This window comes from Halodesulfovibrio sp. MK-HDV (genome assembly GCF_009914765.1).
In the GTDB taxonomy this organism is placed as follows: domain Bacteria; phylum Desulfobacterota; class Desulfovibrionia; order Desulfovibrionales; family Desulfovibrionaceae; genus Halodesulfovibrio.
Genome location: NZ_WYDS01000025.1, coordinates 1 through 21,930, shown reverse-complemented (window position 1 = coordinate 21,930; position 21,930 = coordinate 1). Strand labels below are relative to the sequence as shown.

The 21,930-nt window shown below is 46.6% G+C and carries 22 protein-coding genes; 11 read left to right on the top strand and 11 right to left on the bottom strand.

Features of this window, described 5'->3' with window-relative positions:
- Positions 1 to 679 precede the first annotated feature (679 nt).
- The 10 genes from MKHDV_RS19010 to MKHDV_RS16700 all read left to right on the top strand — a co-directional run bounded on the left by MKHDV_RS19010 (position 680) and on the right by MKHDV_RS16700 (position 11,355).
- Positions 680 to 997: a hypothetical protein gene (locus MKHDV_RS19010; RefSeq protein WP_254060504.1), complete on the top strand. Its 318-nt coding sequence runs from the start codon at positions 680 to 682 to the stop codon at positions 995 to 997.
- Positions 960 to 1,256: a RimK/LysX family protein gene (locus MKHDV_RS19005; protein ID WP_371416040.1), complete on the top strand. Its 297-nt coding sequence runs from the start codon at positions 960 to 962 to the stop codon at positions 1,254 to 1,256. The genes MKHDV_RS19010 and MKHDV_RS19005 overlap by 38 nt, the downstream gene beginning before the upstream one ends.
- A 60-nt stretch (positions 1,257 to 1,316) precedes the next feature.
- Positions 1,317 to 2,882 carry a UUP1 family membrane protein gene (locus tag MKHDV_RS16735; protein ID WP_160717341.1) on the top strand — a complete coding sequence of 522 codons (1,566 nt, stop codon included), beginning with the start codon at positions 1,317 to 1,319 and terminating at the stop codon, positions 2,880 to 2,882.
- Between the two features lie 3 nt (positions 2,883 to 2,885).
- Positions 2,886 to 3,827, top strand: coding sequence for an alpha-L-glutamate ligase-like protein (locus tag MKHDV_RS16730; RefSeq protein WP_160717339.1), 942 nt, complete (start codon positions 2,886 to 2,888; stop codon positions 3,825 to 3,827).
- The gene (locus tag MKHDV_RS16725; RefSeq protein ID WP_216846950.1) at positions 3,802 to 4,659 is read left to right on the top strand and encodes a hypothetical protein; all 858 of its coding nucleotides are present in this window, start codon (positions 3,802 to 3,804) and stop codon (positions 4,657 to 4,659) included. The genes MKHDV_RS16730 and MKHDV_RS16725 overlap by 26 nt, the downstream gene beginning before the upstream one ends.
- 140 nt (positions 4,660 to 4,799) lie before the next feature.
- Positions 4,800 to 6,095, top strand: a complete 1,296-nt coding sequence (locus MKHDV_RS16720; RefSeq protein WP_160717335.1) for an amino acid permease — start codon at positions 4,800 to 4,802, stop codon at positions 6,093 to 6,095.
- 40 nt (positions 6,096 to 6,135) lie between these two features.
- Positions 6,136 to 8,439, top strand: a complete 2,304-nt coding sequence (locus MKHDV_RS16715) for an Orn/Lys/Arg decarboxylase N-terminal domain-containing protein (protein WP_160717333.1) — start codon at positions 6,136 to 6,138, stop codon at positions 8,437 to 8,439.
- Between the two features lie 220 nt (positions 8,440 to 8,659).
- A complete protein-coding gene (locus MKHDV_RS16710) occupies positions 8,660 to 9,151 on the top strand; it encodes an aldehyde dehydrogenase family protein (protein ID WP_160717331.1) in 492 nt (163 codons plus the stop codon).
- A gap of 31 nt (positions 9,152 to 9,182) precedes the next feature.
- The gene (locus MKHDV_RS16705; RefSeq protein WP_160717329.1) at positions 9,183 to 10,088 is read left to right on the top strand and encodes an aldehyde dehydrogenase family protein; all 906 of its coding nucleotides are present in this window, start codon (positions 9,183 to 9,185) and stop codon (positions 10,086 to 10,088) included.
- A gap of 31 nt (positions 10,089 to 10,119) precedes the next feature.
- Complete coding sequence (locus MKHDV_RS16700; RefSeq protein ID WP_160717327.1) at positions 10,120 to 11,355, top strand: iron-containing alcohol dehydrogenase; 1,236 nt, start codon at positions 10,120 to 10,122, stop codon at positions 11,353 to 11,355.
- Between the two features lie 94 nt (positions 11,356 to 11,449).
- Here the strand turns inward: MKHDV_RS16700 and phnN are convergent, their stop codons facing one another.
- The 9 genes from phnN to phnG all read right to left on the bottom strand — a co-directional run bounded on the left by phnN (position 11,450) and on the right by phnG (position 19,066).
- Positions 11,450 to 12,031, bottom strand: a complete 582-nt coding sequence (gene phnN / locus MKHDV_RS16695) for a phosphonate metabolism protein/1,5-bisphosphokinase (PRPP-forming) PhnN (protein ID WP_160717325.1) — start codon at positions 12,029 to 12,031, stop codon at positions 11,450 to 11,452.
- A 1-nt stretch (position 12,032) separates the two neighbouring features.
- Entirely contained in the window at positions 12,033 to 12,737 is a 705-nt protein-coding gene (locus MKHDV_RS16690; protein ID WP_160717323.1) for a DUF1045 domain-containing protein, read from the bottom strand.
- A gap of 64 nt (positions 12,738 to 12,801) precedes the next feature.
- On the bottom strand, positions 12,802 to 13,968 hold the full coding sequence (locus MKHDV_RS16685; RefSeq protein ID WP_160717321.1) for an alpha-D-ribose 1-methylphosphonate 5-triphosphate diphosphatase: 1,167 nt from the start codon (positions 13,966 to 13,968) through the stop codon (positions 12,802 to 12,804).
- Positions 13,965 to 14,663 (bottom strand): phosphonate C-P lyase system protein PhnL, encoded by a 699-nt coding sequence (phnL, locus tag MKHDV_RS16680; protein WP_160717319.1) that lies wholly within the window; start codon positions 14,661 to 14,663, stop codon positions 13,965 to 13,967. The genes MKHDV_RS16685 and phnL overlap by 4 nt, the downstream gene beginning before the upstream one ends.
- A 172-nt stretch (positions 14,664 to 14,835) precedes the next feature.
- A complete protein-coding gene (gene phnK / locus MKHDV_RS16675) occupies positions 14,836 to 15,687 on the bottom strand; it encodes a phosphonate C-P lyase system protein PhnK (RefSeq protein ID WP_160717317.1) in 852 nt (283 codons plus the stop codon).
- Positions 15,680 to 16,624: an alpha-D-ribose 1-methylphosphonate 5-phosphate C-P-lyase PhnJ gene (locus MKHDV_RS16670; protein ID WP_256370015.1), complete on the bottom strand. Its 945-nt coding sequence runs from the start codon at positions 16,622 to 16,624 to the stop codon at positions 15,680 to 15,682. The genes phnK and MKHDV_RS16670 overlap by 8 nt, the downstream gene beginning before the upstream one ends.
- A 108-nt stretch (positions 16,625 to 16,732) precedes the next feature.
- Positions 16,733 to 18,013, bottom strand: a complete 1,281-nt coding sequence (locus MKHDV_RS16665) for a carbon-phosphorus lyase complex subunit PhnI (RefSeq protein WP_160717315.1) — start codon at positions 18,011 to 18,013, stop codon at positions 16,733 to 16,735.
- On the bottom strand, positions 18,004 to 18,615 hold the full coding sequence (phnH, locus tag MKHDV_RS16660) for a phosphonate C-P lyase system protein PhnH (RefSeq protein ID WP_160717313.1): 612 nt from the start codon (positions 18,613 to 18,615) through the stop codon (positions 18,004 to 18,006). Before phnH ends, MKHDV_RS16665 begins: the two co-directional genes overlap by 10 nt.
- 1 nt (position 18,616) lies before the next feature.
- Entirely contained in the window at positions 18,617 to 19,066 is a 450-nt protein-coding gene (gene phnG / locus MKHDV_RS16655) for a phosphonate C-P lyase system protein PhnG (RefSeq protein WP_160717311.1), read from the bottom strand.
- 132 nt (positions 19,067 to 19,198) lie between these two features.
- Between phnG and phnF the strand changes: the two genes are divergently transcribed.
- Complete coding sequence (gene phnF, locus MKHDV_RS16650; protein WP_160717309.1) at positions 19,199 to 19,954, top strand: phosphonate metabolism transcriptional regulator PhnF; 756 nt, start codon at positions 19,199 to 19,201, stop codon at positions 19,952 to 19,954.
- 34 nt (positions 19,955 to 19,988) lie between these two features.
- On the opposite strand, the gene phnE is transcribed toward phnF, so the two are convergent.
- Together phnE and phnD are read right to left on the bottom strand one after the other, a co-directional pair.
- Positions 19,989 to 21,086: a phosphonate ABC transporter, permease protein PhnE gene (phnE, locus tag MKHDV_RS16645; protein WP_160717307.1), complete on the bottom strand. Its 1,098-nt coding sequence runs from the start codon at positions 21,084 to 21,086 to the stop codon at positions 19,989 to 19,991.
- Positions 21,087 to 21,289: 203 nt separating this feature from the next.
- Positions 21,290 to 21,841: a phosphate/phosphite/phosphonate ABC transporter substrate-binding protein gene (phnD, locus tag MKHDV_RS16640; RefSeq protein ID WP_254060503.1), complete on the bottom strand. Its 552-nt coding sequence runs from the start codon at positions 21,839 to 21,841 to the stop codon at positions 21,290 to 21,292.
- Between the last annotated feature and the right edge of the window lie 89 nt (positions 21,842 to 21,930).

Genomic DNA, 21,930 nt, shown 5'->3' with positions numbered 1-21,930 from the left:
TCTTTTTTAGGTTTAAGTGTTTTCATAGAGTGTTTTGATGGAATGATGGCGGGAGTGATGGGGGGTCAATTTTTATTTGTGCAGGCGTAATCTTTTTTTATCTTTTTTTTTGGGAACCGACAAANCATCATATGCCGCATAACGGTACTTCTTATTTTGATGCAGGCAAAATTAGTTGATTCAATACTACAAAAAATATCCAGACTACTTTTTTGCCCCGATACGCTGTTTATCATCCCTGCCAATCTTTTGGCGGGGATTTTTTTTTATGAAAGCGGGGTGAAAATAAATATTTTTATCTACATGAAAAAGCCTAGATAATACTGTGTTGATCTAGAGTGTTAGGATGGGTAGAGAAGCCTTTTTTATAAAATTTGTAAAAAAATATTTTTTGAGAACATCGTTCACTCCGCGCCATACCCTGATGTAGCCGCATGTTCTGAGTAATGTTATGTGTAGTTATCCACGCTGTTTGATTTACGATAATTGTTGTACTGTATCTCAAAATATAACGGACGAAAGGCCGATTTGACGAAAAGTATAGCAACGAGTACTTACCGACGATGTGCATTACGCAATACTTGTTATAGATTTCCTGACTATTTTGGAAACAACAAGAAATTTTACTGTTATTATAGATCATTTCGCGTAGTGCTGTAATCTTATACAGGATGTAATTATGTACTATACATGGTGCCTGGCGATTTTGCTTATATTTAACACCACAACAGCCTTTGCTGAGTTCCAAGAAAATGTATCCTCCTCAATTTCCTCTCAAGAGAATGTTCTGGCAGTAGCTTCTGCCGCGACTGAATCCACGAAAAAAAATAAGCTTATTGCAGGATACGTAGAAACTGCTTCCATTAGCATTTGTGGTCAAATGCTTCCTATCGAAGTTGATGCAAAGCTTGATACCGGTGCAGATAGCACTTCTTTTCACGCCACAGATATTGTGATTAATAAAAAAAAGAAAAAAAGTAACCTTCACCAGTTTTGATAGTCACGGTGAATCACGGCGTATTACCTGTCCGTACATACGTACCGTTCGGGTAAAAAAACGTCCTTCAGGGATTGATTTACGACCTGTAATTGCGGCACAAATCCGCATTGCATCTAAAGTAATTGATGCTCAAATCAACCTGACGGACAGAACTAATTTTGCCTACAAACTCCTCATCGGTCGCAAGGATTTGCGTAAGGGTTTGCTGATTGATTCCTCACAACGGTATCGATTTGGTAAACCTGACACTCCTTAGTGCTGGTGCTATTTTTAGCGCCAATGTGCTAACTATTCTTATCTTCTCGGATCAAATTTAATGAATAAATTACAGTTAAAGCTGCTTGTCGGTATATTGCTGGCAATCGGGCTCGGCGTTTTTAGTTACAAAGTTTTTGTGTTGGGATTCCCGCTGGTTCCTGCTGAAAAAACATCCGCATGGAATGTGGAGGCTCATGTCGCTTTTGACGGAAAAGACAGCCCCGTAAAGGTAGTGCTCCAGACGCTTAACCGTGTCTCCGGATTTGCCGTTACGGATGAATTTTTTATTGGTGCAGGGTACGGACGCCAACGCGTCAGCCAAAAAATTACAGACGAAAAACTGACTAATGAAGCCTATGATCAGAACTCCGTAGTAATCTGGTCAAAGCGTTTAGCAGACGGAAAGCAGGATCTTATTTATTCTGCGGTACTTCGTCCTGAATCTTCAGATGAATTCCCGACATGGAGCCCTCCGCAGGATATTCCGGAACTTCGTGATCCGCAATTTGCTGAAGCGGAAGGTGTTGCTGCCAATGCACTTATTTCCAGAATTGGTAAAGAATCTGCTGATATGGAATCTTTTGTTCCTCTTCTTATGCAGGAATTGCAGAATCCGAAAAAGAATTCCAATGCTGCCTATCTTCTGCGCAATGCAAAAAATAGCCGCGGCATAGTTAATGTTGCCGTTCGATTACTGCACCTTGCCGGTATCCCCGCGCAGTCAGTACATGGCATCACGCTTGGAACATCCAGCGATGCGCGTATCAGCCATTGGCTTGAACTGTATCAAGACGGTGCATGGCATATGTTTGATGTCGCAAAAGGTGTGTTCAGTACGCCGGTGAAATTTGTGCCTTGGTGGCGCGGAGATGCGCCGCTGGCTGAAATTACAGGTGGTAAAGATTTACAAGTTTCACTTTCTGTAGTTCCTGATGCTATTGACGCCATGAAGAACGTTGTGGATCGCATTGAAACCACCCATCCGACATTCTTTGACTACTCGCTATTTAGTCTGCCAGTTCAGGCACAAGCTACCTACAGAGTCATTTTGCTTATCCCGATTGGTGCCATTCTTTTGGTATTCTTGAGAAACGTCATCGGGTTTAGTACCTTTGGTACGTTTATGCCTGTTTTGATTGCTCTTTCTTTCAGGGAAACGCAGCTGCTTTGGGGCGTTGGAATGTTCTCAGTGGTTATTATGCTTGGTCTTGGTGTGCGTTTGTATTTGGAGCATCTAAAACTGCTGCTTGTTCCGCGCCTAGCCTGTGTTTTAATCACCGTTGTCTTGCTTATGGCAGGAATCAGCGTTGTGTGCTTCAAGCTTGGCATTCCGCGTGGTGTGTCTGTAAGCCTGTTCCCGATGGTTATTTTGAGTATGACCATTGAACGTATCTCAGTGATGTGGGACGAAATGGGCGCAGGAAAAGCAATTCAACAGGCTGTAGCTTCTATGGCTGTTGCTGTGCTTGCGTATCTTGTTATGACAAACAGCTACGTGGAACATCTTTTCTTCGTGTTCCCCGAACTCTTTTTAGTGCTGCTGGCGCTTACTGTTCTATTGGGTCGATACACTGGTTATCGTCTGCTAGATTTGGTTCGCTTCCGCACATTTCTGAGAGGGTAGCCTATGTTCAGTTTCTTTAAAAAATTAAAAGCACATGGCATTGTGGGCATGAACGCCCGCAATGGAGCCTATGTGCTGCCTCATAATCCGCGTAAATTGTATCCTCTTGTGGATGATAAGGAGACGACTAAGCGTCTCACGCAAGATGCCGGACTAAATGTTCCGGAAATGTACGGCGTGTTCCGTGCGCCGCATGAATTAAAGCAATTACCAGCGATGTTGGAAAACCTCGACTCGTTTGTAATTAAGCCTGCGCGCGGTGCCGGTGGTAACGGGATTTTGGTAATCACCGGAAAACTCGGTTCTCATTTCTTGAAACCGGATGACTCTTTTGTTTCCACAGAGGAGATTCATTTCCATATATCAAACATCCTTAGCGGCATGCACAGCCTTGGCGGCATGCCTGATAAGGCTTTAGTAGAATATTGTGTAAAGTTTGATCCGATATTTAAAGGAATAGCATATCAAGGTGTTCCTGATATTCGCATCATTGTGTATAAGGGTGTACCGGTTATGGCAATGTTGCGATTGCCCACCCGTGAGTCCGACGGTAAAGCAAACCTTCACCAAGGGGCTATGGGCTGTGGCATCGACATTCGTACCGGAAAAACAACCCATGCTGTGTGGAAAAATAATAACCATGCATCACATCCGGATACCTTGCAGCCTATTTCAGGTGTGCTAATTCCAGGTTGGGAAGAATTACTTCGACAGTCATCGTTAGGATACTCAGTGACAGGCCTTGGATACCTTGGTGTTGATATTGTGCTCGATAAAGACCTTGGGCCGTTGATTCTGGAATTGAATGCCCGTCCCGGGCTGGCAATTCAAGTTGCAAACAAAACAGGCTTACAGAGCAGATTAGACAAGGTTGAGGCAGCACACCACAATTTGCACTCCGAAAAAGAACGGGTACAGTATGCAATGGATAATTTTGGTTCATAAAAGCTGGCGACATTCCCTGTATGCATGTCTTTTTATAGCATGTTCATTTATTGTTACAGGGTGCGCTAATTTTCAAACGGCGTCTTCTCAGTCTGGCGCAACTCCACCACCTCAAATTGTCGTGGCGAAACCTTCTCCTCCCAAGCTTGCTGCTGGCGAAGTTATGATGCGTGTTGATTTGGCTGAAATCCCGCAAAAAAATAGCATTCGTAAAACGAACTCGCAGACAATGAAAGTTGGTCAACGCGAAACTGTTGTCGCAGGTGGCGATATCTTACGCGTGCTTCAGTATAATGAAGAGGTTCTCATTTTACCTAAAATGAGTCCTAATAAAGATTTTACCATCAGACTCAGCAACCCAGTTATATCTACTGCTGCTGAAATAGACACAACCATTGCCGGTTATTCAAATGTCACATACGAGCTGTTGACCTCTTCCCTTACAGGAGATGTTTTGCTGCTTGATACGGTTTTTGCTGTTCCGGATAAAAGTGGACGTCTTTCAAAAGACTTTTTCATGCCGACAAGCAAGCCGAATGTGTACAAAAAGCTTGTCGCAACAGTAAAGCCTGCTGATGTTACCTTTAAACATATTACTCGAAGTAAAGTTATACCGTCATCTGAAACACATTATGTCATCAGATTTGTGAAGAAAGAGGGTATGGCTGTTCACTTTGAAGTGCGAACACTTAAAGGTGGCAGCAGACCGCGTGTTATCAATAGAAAGCCTATTTCTGTACCTCTTGGAACACCGATAATTACGATTAAAGGGCACGAGTTTAAAGTGCATACCATTACTCCTGACTTTATCGATGTTGAACGCTTGAGCTAGGTGTTCTGAGTACGTTTACCAACCAGAGCTTATTCATAAAACGGATGAGCCAACGAACTTCAGTAATAAAGGATGTAAATTCTTTGGTGCCGTAGAATCAGAAATCTGTAGAAAGATTTTTTATTCATAAAGGGCTCGCCATGGAAGCATCTAAACACAAGCTTGGTCTTGTCGGAGCTATATTTTTTATTGTTGCCAGTCTTGCGGGGAGCGGAGTGATCGCTCTGCCGCAGCAGCTGGCAGCCATCGGCTCAATTACCTTGCTCTCGTTCCTGCTTGTAACAGCAGGGGCGTTATGCCTGACGTTGGTGTATGTGAGGGCAGGGGCATTGTTTGATGATCCCAGCCCAACAGGACTGTCCACGTATGTGAATCCCATTCTGGGCGCAAAAAGCGGGCTGTTCTACGTATATTCAAACCTCATTTCCAACGTTTCCATCCTCATCGCCGGACTCGGCTACATCACATACTTTGTTCCCTCGCTGAATCATCCCATTGTACTGGGGATCGTTGTTATCTGCCTCATCTGGGTGTTTACACTCCTTTCCTTACGCGGAGCCAAGTTCGTTACACTTGTTGTCTCCTGCTCCGTTACCGTCCTTCTTTTATCAGTCTTTCTGACAGCTTTTTTAGGCTGGTTCTCGTTTGATGTTCATCTGTTTGAACAGAATTGGAATGTGACTAACCTGCCTCCGGGCAAGGCTGTTCTTTCCGGTTTTGCGGTGCTTCTTTTTTCCTATGTTGGGGTTGAGGCAGTTGCGAACAACTATGAACATGTGAACAATCCTAAAAGAAATGTACCAATCGCCACAATCGTCGGGTTCGTCATTGTTGCGATACTGTATATTGTCTCCACAACTGTGATTGAAGGAATGTTCACCGCCAAAGTTATCCAGAATCAGCCAGCTTCATTTTCATTATCCATTGCACATATTTTTAATTCGGAACTGCTTGGTCAGTTGTCATCGATTGTGATGGCGATTGCCTGTCTTTCCAGTTTTCTTGTGTGGAATATCTCTGTTGTTAGTGCTGCGAAAACGAGTGCGGATAAGGGGTTTTTGCCTAAAATATATTCGTACACCAACAAGTACAATGTAGGCAGCCGTGGGCTGTTGGTTAATGCAGCCATTATGACGCTTGTTGAGCTTGGGCTTATGTTTTTAGGCAGTAATATTGCTGTGGCATTTAATCTGACAGTAACCATCTCCGTCCTTCTCGTATTGTTCCCGTACTTCTGGTCTGGCATTGCCCTTATTAAGAAAGGGTTTGAGACAGGCAAGCACTCCTATTTTGATATTACGATAGTTTCGCTTTCATCCATTTTCATATTGTCTGCTTTTGAATCAGCAAACTTTGCAGAATTGTGGCTTGTAATTGCGTGCGTGATGGGTGCCCTTGCCGGGTACGTGTTGGTTTTTGCCATACAATCAAAATAAATCAGAATCCAATATACGTTGTTGAAAGTAGGAGAGCTGAATGAAACTTACTAAAGAAGATTGGCCGATACTTATTGTCTCCAGCCTTTTTGATGTGAAGAACGATGCAGGGAACAGAGTTCGGGAACTAGAGCAGGCGTTGGTTTCAGAACAGAATTGTAGCGTGCTTCGAGCATACTGCTACGAAGATGCAGCGAATATTGTGCATAGTCGTGCTGATATTGGAGTCATAGTCATAGACTGGGATATTAAAAGAGAGCCCATGTCTAAAGTGCTATGTGGAACACCTGAAGCGTTGTTGAAAGAGATTCGTACCAGAAACAAGAGTGTGCCGGTTTGCCTGCTGACTGATAAAGCGGCACAGGGGAACGTTTCTACAGAATTGCTTGGTATGCTTGATGAAGTGTTATGGAAGCATGTGGACACGGTAGATTTTCTTGCGGGTAGAATTGAAACCTTGCTGCTTGAATATATTAAGCGCATCAATCCTGTGTTTTTTTCAACGCTGGTACAATATGCAGAGGCATATAAGTACGCATGGCATACTCCCGGACATATGGGGGGCGAAGGCTTTTTGAAAAGTCCCGCTGGGATTGGGATGTATAAATTTTTTGGCGAAAATGTATTCCGTGCAGACTTGTCGATTTCTGTACCGGAGCTTGGATCGTTACTTGATCATGATGGTGTTGTTGGTGATGCAGAGCGTAATTCAGCAAAAACCTTCGGCGCAGATTTTACATATTATGTGCTCAACGGAACATCCAATGCCAACCAGATAATCTGGCGTTCTCAGGCTGTGCGTGATGACATAGCCGTTGTTGACCGTAATTGTCACAAGTCGCTTAACTATTCCATGGTCATTACAGATATCTATCCTGTGTACATGCAGCCGCGTCGTAATCATCTTGGTATTATTGGTCCGTGCAGACTTACAGAATTCAGCAAAAGTACAATCCAAAAAAGTATTAAGAAAAGTACGATTATTCCTGATGCTAAAAAAGCAGCTGTTCCTGTCATGTCCGCTCTTACCAATTCTACATACGATGGCATGTGCTACAACGTGTCTACCATCAAAGAGCAGTTGGAAAAGAACGTAAAGAATATGCATTTTGATGAAGCATGGTATGCCTATGCGAAGTTCCACCCTATATACGAAAATCATTTCGGGATGGCTGAAACACCGCATAAACAACACCCGCCAATCTTCTGTTCTCAATCTACTCACAAATTACTTACAGCATTTTCCCAGTCGTCCATGTTGCATGTTAAGCATGGCAGTCATGTGGAGATAGACCAGACAGAAATGAACGAATCGTACATGATGCATGGCTCTACATCTCCTCAGTACAGCATGATTGCATCACTGGATGTTGCGACAAAGATAATGGAAGACAGCGGAGAAATTTTGCTTGCAGATTGCATCCATGATGCCGTGGTGCTTCGACAAAAAATAGCCTGCATTGCTGATGAAATGAAAGATAATGACAGTTGGTTTTTCTCCATGTGGCAACCGGAAAAGGTTGAGTTTGAACATACCCTTGTGCCGTTTACACAGGTTCCGGCAACGTACTTGAGCACAACGCAGGAACCGTGGGTTCTGGAGGCTAAAAACAACTGGCATGGTTTTGATGATATAGAAGACAACTTCGTAATGCTTGACCCTATTAAGTTGACGATAACCACACCTGGGTTAAACACAGACGGCACTTATCAGCGTACGGGCATACCGGCAATGATCGTGACGGACTATTTAATCCGTCATGGAATTGTGTGTGAAAAAACAGATTACTATTCGTTCCTGCTTCTTAATTCTATAGGCACAACAAAGGCCAAGCAGGGGACTCTGTTGACTGCGTTGCTTAAATTTAAAGAATGCTATGATCATAACATGCCGATGGCTGTGGTCTTTCCAGATCTCGTAAAGCAGTACCCGCATGCATACAAGGAATTAGGATTACGGGATCATTGCGATAAAATTCATGCGTATTACAAAGAGCATAACTTGCTGGGTAAAATGCATGATGCATTCGAAATTATCCCGAATCAGATCATGAAGCCTTCTGATGCCTATCAGCAAGTGGTTAAGAAAAATGTAGAGTATGTAACGCTGAAAGAACTGCCTAACCATGTGGCTGCTGTTATGCTTGTTCCGTATCCTCCGGGAATCCCGATTCTTATGGGCGGTGAGATAGTGGATAGTGCGGCACAGCCTATTTTAGATTATTTGAAAACTCGGGAAGCATTCGAAAATCACTTCCCGGGGTACGAGAGTGATATTCATGGCGTCGAACGCTTTGAGAAGGGCGGGCATAAGTATTTCAAAACGCTTTGCGTGAAGGCTTAGCCCGTGTCTCTACGAAGCCTCGGTTGAAGATAGCAGAAATAGAACTCCCCCAAGCCTACGTGGTTTGGGGGAGTTCTTATTGGAAAAGTACAAGGCGGCGTGATTATCTAATTACATATGATGCGTTGAATCGAGAGTCTGTGTATTTTAGAGGCGAGAATCGAAAAGTTTACGGGATGGATTGGTGAAGACTTCGTACATATGAAACTATGAGGTAGTAATGTCGCAGGATCAAAGCTTAAGGTTAATTGAACCTACAGAGTTGTTGGAACAGCACCTTAGAATAATGCAAGATGCTGTGAATATTGAGCCATTCATGCCGTATGATGAAAGAATACGGCATTTGCGTGCCCTGCGTAAGTTGTTGGTTGTCCATCAGCTTGAGATAGCACAGGCGATAAATAAAGATTTTGGTAATAGACCGGAACAGGAAACCAAACTTGCGGAAATATACGGATCTGTTTCAAACATTGATGATGCCGTGCGTCATTTAAAAAAATGGATGAAACCTCAAAGAAGATCGACAGGCATATGGTTTAAACCGGGGAAAAGTCGCGTTATCCCTCAGCCTAAAGGTGTGGTCGGAATTGTTACGCCTTGGAATTATCCTATTTTCTTAAGCTTTGGGCCTTTGACGTCAGCGATTGCAGCAGGAAACCGTTGTATGTTGAAAATGGCTTCTAACTCTGAGCATTTAAAAAAACGTTCTTGAACCGCTGTTTAAAAGATATTTCTCAGAAGATGTGATTGCGTTCCTGCCGAATGCTTCTGCACGCGTATTTTCAGCGTTGCCGTTTGATCACCTTATTTTCACAGGCTCAGCCATTACCGGCAAGCAAGTGATGAGTGCGGCTGCAAACAACTTAACTCCTGTGACGCTGGAACTCGGCGGCAAGTCGCCAACTATTATTGATAAAGATTTCTCTACGAAACTGGCGCTTAAACGAATTCTGTTTCTAAAATATTTGAATGCAGGGCAAACATGCATTTCTCCAGATTATCTTTTTGTACACAGTTCGAAGGCTGAAGAGGTTATCCGCACCGCTCAAAAGATAATGAAGAAGCGGTATTCGAGTATACGTGATCCGAACTATACCTCGATCATAGATGAAAAGGCGTTCCTGCGTTTGCAAGCATATGTCCATGAAGCAGAAGGAAAAGGGTGTGATGTGCACGATCTGCTGACGGGAGAGAGGTTTGATGAAAGCGCACGAAAATTTATGCCGATGTTTGTTGAAGCAGAAACGGATGATGATCTGGCATTACTTAATGAAGAAATTTTTGGTCCGATTATGCCTATTATCACCTACGATTCTATTGACGAAGTGTTGGACTATATCAATGCACGCCAACGCCCGTTAGCTTTGTATCTCTATTCTAATGATAAAGCGTTGGTTGATAAGGTGTTGTATTCAACACTGTCCGGCGGAGTTTCAATTAACGACTGCGGCTTGCACGTGTTGCAGCATGATATGCCGTTTGGTGGCGTCGGGCATTCGGGAATGGGGCAGTATCACGGATACGAAGGTTTCTTAGAATTCACAAAACTGCGTCCCGTTTTTTATCAGTCCAGATTTGCGCAGACACGCTTGTTGTATCCACCTTATGGAACCTTTTTCAATAAGATATACAACATGATGGTTCGGTAGCCATGCGTGATGAGAAGTAAAAGGGAATAGTATGAAAACAGATACGTTTAAAATAAAAAGAACTTTGTTTAAGCAGTATGCAAAACTGGCAAAGCCTGTTTTTAAATTCTTGCCTATTCCGATAGCACAGCAGCTTAGTGGTGATCATTGCATGTCTGAAATGGTTACCGTTTTACAAAAGAAAAAGGTTAATCGTCCTGTTATTATTACGGGTAAAAATTTCAGCAAGCGCCCAGAGTTCGATTTATTGACTGACGCGCTGGAAGACGCAAATGTCGACTACTACCTTTTTAATGGTGTTACGCCAGACCCAACTTTCAACGTTGTGGAAGAAGGCATAGCCGCTTGTATGAGCCATCGTTTTGATTCTGTAATTACTATTGGCGGCGGGTCTTCAATGGATGCTGCTAAAGTGATAAACACCTGTGCGCAGAATGGATACAACCCACGAAAAACCACAGGCATGTTTAAGATACGCAAGAAGGGCGCTTTCTTTGTCGCGATTCCTACAACTGCTGGAACCGGCTCTGAGGCAACAATTGCTTCAATAATTTCAGAAGATGATACCCACCAGAAAAAACAAGTTATCAGTACAGCTTTGATCCCAGATTTGGTGGTGCTCGATCCGCGCTTGATGCTTGGGATTCCTTCCACGTTAACAGCAGCAACAGGCATGGATGCGCTAACTCATGCTATTGAAGCATATTTGAGTGGCTTTGCAACGCCGGAGTCAGAGCAGCGTAGCATTGATGCGACAAAGCTTATCTTTGAATTTCTACCCCATGCCGTTGGTGATGGAGCCTCTGATCTGGTTGTCAGACAAAAAATGGCAGAGGCATCCCACTTGGCGGGACTCGCCATAACAAGGGCAAGTGTTGGCTGGGTTCATGCTCTGGCGCATCAATTAGGTGCATTTTATGGAATACCTCATGGCTTGGCGTGTGCCATTGGCTTGCCGCCTGTTTTGACCATGTATGCGGAAAAGGCACCGGAGAAGATGTCGAAGATGGCAGACCAACTGGGAATTGCTGGCGCAACAGAGTGGGATAAAGCATATGGATTACGGGATGCCGTTGTAAACTTGTGCCAGCAGATTGGAACGGTTCCTGAGCCGGAGATGATACAGGTTGAGGACATTCCTGAAATGAGTGAAGGGCTGCTGCGTGAATGCTATATGAGCCCGTTTGCAGTTCCTGCTTACTTTGATTCAGAGGGCGAGTTGCACACCTTTATCCGTGAGATCTTTATGGCTCCGTCTGAGGACTAAGCAGGCTGTACGAACTCTACTGTATCGACGAAATGCAGAGCACGGGAGCGTGCCGTTCTTTTCTACAATTTGATAAGAAAAAACTCCCCCAGACTTATGCGGTTTGGGGGAGTTTTTCGTTGCAGATAATTGTGTGCAGTTGGTCAACAGCCGATTCAATGGTGCTGTCGTTCATGACAATGGCGGTTTGCCGTCCACTGTCGGAACCAGCGGAACAGGTGGCATTTAGCTCTGTGTTTTGACGCAACCGTTGAATGATTTCTGCTTCTGTTTCGCGCTCCCGCCTGTAGAGACGTTCTGCGATAATATCTTCCGGTGCGGTAATGAGCACTGGTTGCAGTGCAGGGTACTCTTCGCGTGCTTGAGGAAGATAGGCGCGGGAACCGTTGATAACGACAGAGATGTCCTGAGTCAGCCAGTTGTTGATTTCTATCCCGATGCCGTAATTACGTTCGTGGCTGTGCCAGTGCAGGGCAAAGCTGTTTGCAAGCAACATGCGGTGAAATTCTTTTTTGGAAAGCGCCACATGGTTTTCGCCAGTAGGTGTGACAGGGCGGGTAATGTATCTATGTGCCACGATAACCGGCTTGTCTTCTAAACGTGAACGAAGTGTGTTGAGAAGCGTATCCTTGCCGACTCCGGAAGGTCCCATAAGATAAAAAAGTGTACCTGCCATTTTATTCCTCACTTACTCCAGTTAATGGAACGCGTGCGTATTCTACAAACGGGGTCTTTCTATCTGGCTGCATGTAAATGGTAACCTCGTTTACGGGAACCGGTTGAGTGAGATATGGATTAAGTATGTGTTCAAGTTTTTCTTTGTAGGCGCGTCGTACCCTGTCGTCGATTGTGCCGGTGAGGGTCATGTGGAATCGATATTCTTCCAGCACAAAAGGGTAGCCGAAACGACGTAAGAGCCGTTCCTGCCGCTCAGATAATTTTTTATCAAGATGCCGTTTCAGATCGAAGCTAGCGAGTGGAGCGCGTAGATCGTCGAGCTTGCGAACTAGGTCTGAGTGAAGTTTTACAAGTTCAAGATATCCAGCAGTAGGAGTGAGGGCTAAAAATCCACCAAAACAGTTTATAGCAAGGCCGGAAAAGGCAAAGGGTGCATGGTCGGCGCAGATCTGTTTAACGTCCTTTGTAAATTGCTCAGGCGTGCAATTTTCTGCGAGTTCAAACGGAGCACGTATTGTTCCGTGAAAACCGTACCAGCGTGGAGATTCAATAATTTGATAATATTCTTGTTTGAAAAATCCTTCAGGGATTTCCTTGGGAATTTGTCCATAACGGAGTGCTGTGCGCCCCAGCCAGAGAGCTCCTGCTGATTCTAAAAGCGAATTACGCGGAGGAGTGTAGTAGATTGCGTAACGGGCAGTCATTGCGTCATCCTTGTGCGCTATTCACCTTCCGTTGTATGCGGAAAGCGAATAGCAGGCATGAGTTTTATAAAAGGCGTTTGCCGCCGCGCCATACGGTGCGTACGACAGGTACCGAGTCTATAGATTTTACACGTACAATGTCTGCACGTTTTCCAACAGAAAGTTCGCCTCTGTCATCGAGATTAAGCAGGCGAGCCGGATTACTGGTAACCGTGGCAAGCGCCTCGTGCAGCGGGATGTCCAGTGTCTCGTTGAGCATGAAAGCACCGTGAAGCAGGCTTGCGGGGACATAGTCAGAGGAGAGGATGTCCAGCAATCCTTCTTCAGCAAGTTCTCGTGCAGAGACATTACCGGAATGGGAGCCGCCGCGCACGACGTTCGGTGCGCCCATGACGATTCCTAACCCTTCCTCACGTGCTTTGCGCGCTGCTTCCAGCGTCGTAGGGAATTCGGAAATTGTCAGCCCTTCGCGAACAGCTTCTTCTACATGTTCTACCGTAGTATCGTCGTGGCTTGCCATTGGAATATTACGGCGGTGGCACATGGCAAGAAGTATGGCGCGGTTTTTTGCTGCGTTGCTTTCCTGCTCGTCCTTTAACTGGGTAACTAGCGTCTGGAACTGTTCATCACTCCAGTCGAGGCATTTGTAGTATTCGCGGTACTTGATGTAGTCGCAGAACTGACGTTGTCCCGGAGTGTGATCCATAAGTGATACAAGGCGCAAATTTTCCTCGTTCACGTATGGCTCAAACATTTCCATAACGTGCGGGTCGCAAATTTCGCAGCGCAGGTGGATTTGATGGTCTGCGCGAAGAATATCCTTTGTGCGAGCATCCCGAATGGCAGAAATGGACATGTCGAGAAGCGTATGTCGCATTTTGCCTTCGTTCAGTTGGCCGCAGCAGATTGAGTCCAGCACTGTTGTAATGCCGGAACCCACAACTTGCGTGTCGTGGGCTACAAGTGCCGCAAGAGAGGAAGGCCACAGTACCCCCGGGCGGGGTTGAAACTGGGTTTCCAGATGGTCTGTATGCATCTCAATTAATCCGGGGATAAGATAATCCCCCTGTACATCGCGTACGAGACTGCTTTCGCATTCACAGGTGCTGCCGACGTTGGATTTACCTTCGTCGATGGCAACGATAACTTCGTCTCGGACAACCACGGTGCCGAAGATGGTTTCCTGCGGAGTAACCACTTGGGCGTTGGTGAAAATTACTTCTTGTGTCATGCAGCGTGCTCCATAGATTGCATGTCAATCACACGGTCTGCCACAGCTTCGCGCACTTCGTCGTCATGGAAAATACCCACAACGGCTGTACCGTTCGCTTTGGCTTCTTTAATCAAGTCCACTACAATCTGCCTGTTTGCAGCATCCAGCGATGCTGTCGGTTCATCTAGTAAAAGGATCGGATACTCTACCGCAAAGCCTCGTGCTATGTTCACTCGTTGCTGTTCCCCGCCGGAAAAGGTTGCTGGTGCAACATTCCACAAGCGTTCAGGAATATTCAGCCGTTTGAGCAAAGTGCCTGCTTTTTCCAAAGCATCGTCCATGTTCCCCGTAAGTTCTTTTCGTGCGCCTGCTACAATATTTACAGCAGAAACGCGGGGGATAACCCGTAAAAACTGGCTTACATATCCGATAGAGTGCTTTCGCATTTCCAGCACTTTTCGTGGAGGCGCAGAGACTATGTCGATCATTTGTTCACGATGGCGAATGTTTATTGCACCGGAAATTGGTTTGTAGTTTGCGTATAACGAGCGAAGCAGTGTGGATTTACCCGCACCGGATTGCCCGTAAAGTGCAACGCATTCTCCTGCGTGAACTTGTAGAGACAGATTTTCGAAAACAGAAATAGTGGTTCCATTTTGGTTATGTAATACGAAATTTTTACACGCGTTTTGTACATCGATCATGACAGTCATACGTCATTTTCCTGTATTTTTATGTCGAAAGGTTAACGGTGATGATACGGCCTTAGTGGTATGGCGTTTCATGTCCAAGATAGCGTGCCGTTCAACAGATTCTATATTCACCAGACATAATCAACTTTAGTCAGGTGTAGCCAGATGTAGCCAGATCTAGTCGGGCAAGCAGCTAGACTTGTAAGATTGAGGACACCAGAAGTTGCGTGTAGTCGTGATGCGGATCATCAAGGACCTGATCAGTTAAGCCGGATTCCACCACGTGTCCGCCGCGCATAACCATGAGCCGATGAGCCAGTATTCGCGCCACGGCGAGGTCATGCGTCACGATAACAACCGCAAGTCCCATATCTGCCACAAGCTCTCGTAGAAGATCGAGAAGTCGTGCCTGCACAGAAACATCCAGCCCGCCTGTCGGTTCATCCATAAAGATAAGGCGCGGGTTGGAAACAAGGTTGCGGGCAATCTGCAATCGTTGCTGCATGCCGCCGGAAAATGTTCTCGGCAGGTCGTCCATTCTGTCTTGAGAAATTTCAACTCGATCAAGCCATGTTGAAGCCTTTGAACGAATGTTGCCGTAATGGCGCATTCCCACACCCATGAGGCGTTCCCCGATGTTAGCGCCTGCGCTGACATTGTTGCGGAGGCCGTCGCGTGGATGCTGATGTACGTAGCCCCATTCTGTACGCATAAGCATACGCCTGAGATGTTCGGGTGCAGAATGAATATCGCACAGGTCGCCACTTTTTTGCAGGTAATTCACAGCACCGTACGTGGGGCTGAGCCTTCCTGAAATGCAGTTAAGCAGTGTGGATTTTCCTGAACCGGATTCACCTACGATGCCGATAATTTCACCGGGATAGAGGTCAAAAGAAACATTCAGGCAGCCCGCTCTGTCGCCGTAATATTTGCTGAGTCCTTCAACGGAAAGGAGCGGCTGTTCTTCTGTTTCAAGAAGCGTGTTCGAAACTGCAGCGGCTTGAATGTTTGCGTCGGTAGTGGAGATGGAACGAAGGTTATGCATTCTTCAACTCCTTGTTTGTGTCGGTGGTCGTTGCGGCGGGGGAAGGTGTTGGCGCTGACATTGCCCCAACATGGCCTGCTGCGAGTCGCTTCTGGCAATAGTCACTGTCGGAGCAAACAAACATTCGGTTCCCTGCATTATCGAGGATGATTTCATCAAGGTAACTGTCTTCTGCGCCGCAGAGTCCGCATACTTCGTCCCACGATTGTACAGTGAACGGGTGATCTTCAAAATCGAGACTGTGCACCTTTGTGTAGGGCGGTATTGCGTAGATTCTCTGCTCGCGTCCTGCACCGAAAACTTGCAGCGCTGGACTGTTGTGCATTTTCGGGTTGTCGAATTTCGGGATAGGAGATGGACTCATAATATAGCGATCAGCAACCTGCACGGGATAATCAAAGCTTGTGGCAATGTGTCCGTGGTGTGCAATATCCTCGTACAACTTAACGTGCATGACGCCGTATTCTTCGTGAGCATGCATTTTCCGTGTTTCCATTTCGCGTGGCTCCATCCAACGTAGCGGTTCTGGAATAGGCACTTGGTAGATGAGAATTTGATCTTCTGTCAGCTGTTGTTCAGGAATGCGATGTCGGGTTTGAATGAGGGTAGCGTCAGCCGTTTCTTCAGTAGTTACAACACCGGTTGTTCGCTGAAAAAAGCTGCGGATAGAAACAGCATTTGTTGTATCGTCCGCACCCTGATCGGTAACTTTTAGCGTGTCCTGCTTTCCGATTATGGATGCAGTAAGTTGAATGCCTCCGGTTCCCCATCCATACGGCATCGGCATTTCTCTGCTAGCAAACGGAACCTGATATCCGGGGATTGCTACGGCTTTCAAAGTGGCGCGGCGTACCATTCGTTTTGTCTGTTCGTCGAGGAACGCAAAGTTGTAGCCTTGTTCAAGCGGTGGCTGTTTGGGCTGAGAATTTTCCGTCACTTCTTGAAGGGGCGGCGTTTCATTTTTTTAATTCTTGTTTTATCAACATTTGCTTTGTCAATGTTAGATCAGATGCAGATTTTGAAGCGTGATTTGTTGTGTGTGTCATTATGCAGCCCCTTTTACAGCGGGGTTTTTATATTGATCTGAGTGCGGGACAGTCTGCGCTGGAACCTGAGGTGGCTCATGCTGGGATGGCTTTGCTGAATCTTCTGCTGACGCTTTTGATGATGTCTGTTGTGACACCTGAGATTGCGTTTGTGATGCCGCCATTTCTGTGGCTTCGCGTTTGGCTTTGTTAGCTGTCCAGTTGCTTCGTAAGCGGCGCAGGATGTCCAACTCACTCTGAAAATCAACATGGTGCGGCAGCTTTAAGTGCTCTACAAAACCAGTTGCTTCGATGTTGTCACTGTGCATAAGAACAAACTCTTCGTCCTGCGCAGGGGCAATGATGTCTTCCTTCAATTCGTTACAACGCAGCGCCCGATCAACAAGTGCCATGGAAATAGCTTTTCGCTCTCCACTGCCGAAGGTGATACCGTAGCCGCGTGAGAACTGCGGCGGCGTTTCTTCCGACCCGTCGTAAATGGAAACAATCTCGCTTTCGGTAACAGTGATGTCCCCGATTGTGATGGGAAAGCCCAACTCTTCAGGAATAATTTCAACTGCTACGCTCCCTGAGCGAATTTCTCCCGCAAAGGGATGACCACCGGAGTTTTTAAAGCCACGTTGGGTCGAGTAGCCCATTGCCAGCACAAAGCCTTCATCTGCTCGTGTGAGCTTTTGTAATCTGATATCTCGACCAGCAGGCAGTTCCAATGGTTCGCGGGTTATGTCTCCAACTTGGCTCGATTCAGTATCGCCGACACCTTCCACGAGTCCGTCACTTTGGAGGAAGTCTAGAATGCGTGGTGTCTCTTCATTCGGGTTTGTTGAAACTTCTTCGATGCTAGTTGGTGGTGGAAATTCATTGTGCGTTGCATCATCAGCAAGGCTGAAGTCCAGAAGGCGATGCGTGTAGTCGAATGTAGGCCCGAGCATTTGCCCGCCCGGCATATCTTTGAACGCTGCTGAAATGCGGCGTGTAATCTGCATTGCAGATGTGTTGAGCGGGGTGGATGTATAGAAGCGCGGCAGGGTGGTGCGGTAAGCACGGAGCAAAAATATTGCTTCGATGCTGTCACCACGCGATTGCTTGAGCGCAAGGGCTGCCAGATCAAGATCATACAGAGAGCCTTCTGTCATGACTCTGTCGACAGCCAGACGCATCTGCTCTTTAATTTGTGAAACGGTAAGCTCCGGAAGCGCTGTGTCACCACGTCGTTCCGCAGCAAGGTATTGATGGGCGTTGGCGATGGCTTTCTCGCCGCCTTTGACAGCTACATACATGGTTTCTGCCTCCGGATGGTTGTTGTACGTGGAATGCAGGCGACCCCGTCGGGGGCTGCCAGTATGGTATCAAAACCTTGTGGAAATAGAGCCGTGTTTTCAGCCTGCGTTTTCCAGAATGATTCATGAAGCCCTGAAATTCGCAACGTTGTAGTCGTGGCTATTCCCGCCCCTGAAAGTTCTACGGTGTCACCTTCTGCAAGGGATTCAACCTGAATGACTAGCGTGGTTGACCTGTCAGGGAATTCAGAAGTGCCAATGGCAAAGAGTGTAAGATCCGGTAGGTTGTTCCCGTCAATAATCAGGGCAAAGGTTGCAGCTTCTGCTTTGTCTGTAAGTGCGCATCCGCAATGGAACTTCAGCCAGCACGGGAGACTTTTTTCTTCAGATTGAAGCCAGATTGCGGTGTCATTATCGAACAGAGTGAGCGCAATGGCTGCTGTAGTTTTGTTGCAAGACTCTGGAGCCTGCGGGAATGCTTCCGTGGATACAGGGATACACACCTTACCCGGTCGGGACATGGCGTCTAGAATGACTCGATACCATTGCTGGCTGTTGTGTACCGGATTAATGAAACCGGAAAGAATCTGTTGGCTGTTCATGCTAGTCCTCCCCGCGAACCATGGTGAAAAAGTCTACACGGGTGGAGGCAACTTGCTTTGCTTTGATTTGCTGCTGCTCCGTGAGCTTTTGTTCAAGTGGTGCGATGACGGTTTCTGTCAGTAGCGCATTGTGCGTAGGGTCTTGAAGCAGGCCGTCAAAGACTGCTGCCAGTTCTGCATGGTGCTTGTCGCGCCCTGCAATGTATGCGTGCCCGACAGTGTTGTTTATTGTCACAGCACAGCGGGTGAGTGTCATTTCTCCCATGCTGAAGGGGCTGCCGCTGCCATTTGTACGAGCGTGAATCATGACTAAGCCCGTCTCCGGTTGACGCAGGAACGTGTATTCCGGTTTATCTGATACTGTTCCCCACGCAGCCTGGATATCTGCAAGTGGCGTACGAGCAAGGACGCTCATCCAATGTTGTCTATTTTCAATTGGTATCTGGTTCATAGTTGTTCCAAATGGGTGAAAGTTGTCTAGATAACTCAACAAGTTGTTGTAACAAAATCGCCATACGTTCTCCTTGAATCGCGTGTACAGTTACGCTCTTACGCAAGTAATTTGCATAAAGGAGAATGCATTATGAAACATCAGGGAAACGAAACTGGGCGGCAAAAGCTTATTCGCGCACAAGGGGTGACTCTTTGGCATCAGATTCAGTCTGCGCTTGAGAAGGAACTGTTTGAAGGCGCGTATCCTGCCGGAGAAAAGCTGCCTACGGAGAAGCAGCTTGCGGAGAGGTTTAATGTGAACCGCCATACGGTGCGTCAGGCGCTGGCTGAATTGGTACGTAAAGAGCTGATTGTTGTTGAACAGGGGCGCGGTGCATTTGCGCGTAGGGACAAGCTTGAATATTTCCTTGCCCGCCGTGTCCGGTTTCGTGAAAACCTGTTGCGGCAGAGTAAGGTTCCTAGCGAAGAATTGCTGAAGCATGATGTGGTTTCTGCGGATTCTGTTTGCGCTAAAGCGTTGTGTCTTCGTCCCACTGCATCCCTCGTTCGGTTGCGTTCTGTGGGCAGAGCGGATGCATACCCGCTGTGCTGCACGACACAATATTTTCCGCAGGAGAGGTTTCCCGCCTTTGCCGATATCTACGCGGAGACTCGGTCTGTTACCGCAACCTTCCATGCCCTCGGTGTTTCCGATTATGTTCGAAAATCTACCCGAATAATGGCGAAGGTGGCAGATGCGGAAGAGGCGCGTATTCTTACATTGAGTCGTCATAGTCCTGTCATGGTGGTGGAGTCCGTTAACATTGATAGCGAGGGGACTCCCGTTGAATACAGTGTCTGCGTATGGGCTGCCGACCGGATTCAATTTGTTATCGATTCTGACTAGCATCAGGCGCTCTGTTGGTGTGTTGCGTGTCATGCTAGACAAATTTCCTGCGAATTTTACCGCAAAGATAGTCGATTACTGTAACCATAAGAATGACCATAATCATCATGGTGCAGACTTCGCGATACAGGTAGCCGTTGAGTTTATCGAAGATAAGGAATCCAAGGCCGCCTGCGCCTACAAAACCGAGGATAGTAGCACTGCGGACGTTTGTTTCAAAACGGAGCAGGCTGTAACTGGCGATGAGGGGCATAATTTGCGGCAGTACTGAAAATGCAATGGTCTGGATGGAACTTGAACCGCTGGCTTCAACAGCTTCAACCTGTCCCGGTTCAATGGCTTCAATGCCTTCACTGAACACTTTGCTGAGGATGCCGAAAGAGTGGATAGCCAGTGCAAGCACCCCTGCATAAGGGCCAAGACCGATAACGGCGACGAAGATCAGCGCCATGACGAACTCGTTAAAGCCTCGGCAAAAATCCAGTAAGCGGCGCATGGAAAACTGAATAGTATGGCGCAGTTTCTTTCGAACCGGAGAGCTGCCCGGAATAATGATTTTTAGTGTATTTCGCGCTGCAAACATGGATGCCGGAATGGATACCACAAAGGCGATCAGTGTTCCCCAAATAGCAATGGCAAGTGTTTCTACAAGTGCTTTTGTGTATTCAAGAAGGGGGCCTGTGCGCATTTCCGGCGGGAAAAACCCACCGCGTTTTTCATCAAGCACTCGTGCATATTCTTCTTCAACAATGGCCTGCTGCGTCACTGGATCAAGAGTCGCTATGCGCTGCTTAGCCAGTTCATCTCCTTGGCGCGCCATCTCGGTAAAATCCGTACTACCGGATGCTTTCATCCTGTTGCGTACCTCTGTCATGGCTTCTTGGCGGACGATAATGGCTGGAAGACGCTTTGCCTGTGCCATGGCAGCGTCTTTGTCGCTTGCTGTTACATCGTGTCCGAAAAGATATTCCGCAGCATTCTGACGCTTTTCATACAATTTTATGGGATCAATTCCACACCAGATATAGGTGATGGAGAGTACTGCCACAAAAAGTACACTCAGGGTTCCTAGAAGTGCCTTCTGTCCGAGGGATTTTCGAGGAGTGAGTTGATTTAACGTTACATCTGTCATTGTCTTCCTTTCATGAACTGAAAACGTAGATTGAAACAAACCTGCACATGGCGGTTGAGACTTGTGGGAGCCAAGCATTCATACAAGGGGGAAGTTTGGTTTTGCCTTGGCTCTACCTGCGTCCTGCAATGCACAGATTTGTCTCAATCTAGTAAAAAGGGTTTTGTCAGTTGCCTTGGCTAGTTAGCCAGTTAGCCAGTCGACTACTTGGCTGCGAGCTCTTTTTTCAGGCGTTTTAAGTAGCGCACGATGTCGTAGCTAGTGTCGTTGGTGAACTGGTAGCCACCGTTCTGTAATTTTTCGATACCGGCTTTGTCGGCGTTGAACATGAGCATTGCGCCTGCAAAGGCAGCTTTAAGGCTTTCAGGAAGGTCGCTGCGAGCAGCCATTGGAGCACCCGGGATAAGCTCTGAGCGCCACAGAATGCGGAAGTCATTCATGGAGACCTGACCTTTTTCAATCATGCGATCGAGATCGATATTGTTTGTGGCTGCTACTTCAACACCTTTGTTTTTTACTGAGAGGATAGAAGCCCCGTGAGAGCCGGAAAATTTGACCTGTTTGAAGAAGTTTTTAGGCTTAACGTTCATGTCGCGGGCAAATAGTACGTTTGGAACAAGGTAGCCGGAGGTGGAGTTAGGATCTGTGAAGGCGAAAACGTGGCCTTTGATGTCGGCGAGTTTTTTCATGTCAGAATCTTTGCGAACAATGATGATGCCGGTGTAGCCTGGCTGACCTTGTTTGTTCAGTTCCATAACGAGTGCCTGAGCACCTGCTTTTTCAGCAGCTTCTGTGTAACTTTTTTGGGCCGAAGTAGGCGAAGTCGATGTGCTTGTGGGTCATT

Excerpts from the sequence above, each read along its gene's own strand:
- MKHDV_RS19010 (WP_254060504.1), top strand. The coding sequence starts at position 680 with ATGTACTATACATGGTGCCTGGCGATTTTGCTTATATTTAACACCACA.
- MKHDV_RS16735 (WP_160717341.1), top strand. The coding sequence starts at position 1,317 with ATGAATAAATTACAGTTAAAGCTGCTTGTCGGTATATTGCTGGCAATC.
- MKHDV_RS16730 (WP_160717339.1), top strand. The coding sequence starts at position 2,886 with ATGTTCAGTTTCTTTAAAAAATTAAAAGCACATGGCATTGTGGGCATG.
- MKHDV_RS16725 (WP_216846950.1), top strand. The coding sequence starts at position 3,802 with ATGCAATGGATAATTTTGGTTCATAAAAGCTGGCGACATTCCCTGTAT.
- MKHDV_RS16720 (WP_160717335.1), top strand. The coding sequence starts at position 4,800 with ATGGAAGCATCTAAACACAAGCTTGGTCTTGTCGGAGCTATATTTTTT.
- MKHDV_RS16715 (WP_160717333.1), top strand. The coding sequence starts at position 6,136 with ATGAAACTTACTAAAGAAGATTGGCCGATACTTATTGTCTCCAGCCTT.
- MKHDV_RS16710 (WP_160717331.1), top strand. The coding sequence starts at position 8,660 with ATGTCGCAGGATCAAAGCTTAAGGTTAATTGAACCTACAGAGTTGTTG.
- MKHDV_RS16700 (WP_160717327.1), top strand. The coding sequence starts at position 10,120 with ATGAAAACAGATACGTTTAAAATAAAAAGAACTTTGTTTAAGCAGTAT.
- phnN (WP_160717325.1), bottom strand. The coding sequence starts at position 12,031 with ATGGCAGGTACACTTTTTTATCTTATGGGACCTTCCGGAGTCGGCAAG.
- MKHDV_RS16690 (WP_160717323.1), bottom strand. The coding sequence starts at position 12,737 with ATGACTGCCCGTTACGCAATCTACTACACTCCTCCGCGTAATTCGCTT.
- MKHDV_RS16685 (WP_160717321.1), bottom strand. The coding sequence starts at position 13,968 with ATGACACAAGAAGTAATTTTCACCAACGCCCAAGTGGTTACTCCGCAG.
- phnL (WP_160717319.1), bottom strand. The coding sequence starts at position 14,663 with ATGACTGTCATGATCGATGTACAAAACGCGTGTAAAAATTTCGTATTA.
- phnK (WP_160717317.1), bottom strand. The coding sequence starts at position 15,687 with ATGCATAACCTTCGTTCCATCTCCACTACCGACGCAAACATTCAAGCC.
- MKHDV_RS16665 (WP_160717315.1), bottom strand. The coding sequence starts at position 18,013 with ATGTATGTAGCTGTCAAAGGCGGCGAGAAAGCCATCGCCAACGCCCAT.
- phnH (WP_160717313.1), bottom strand. The coding sequence starts at position 18,615 with ATGAACAGCCAACAGATTCTTTCCGGTTTCATTAATCCGGTACACAAC.
- phnG (WP_160717311.1), bottom strand. The coding sequence starts at position 19,066 with ATGAACCAGATACCAATTGAAAATAGACAACATTGGATGAGCGTCCTT.
- phnF (WP_160717309.1), top strand. The coding sequence starts at position 19,199 with ATGAAACATCAGGGAAACGAAACTGGGCGGCAAAAGCTTATTCGCGCA.
- phnE (WP_160717307.1), bottom strand. The coding sequence starts at position 21,086 with ATGACAGATGTAACGTTAAATCAACTCACTCCTCGAAAATCCCTCGGA.
- phnD (WP_254060503.1), bottom strand. The coding sequence starts at position 21,841 with ATGGAACTGAACAAACAAGGTCAGCCAGGCTACACCGGCATCATCATT.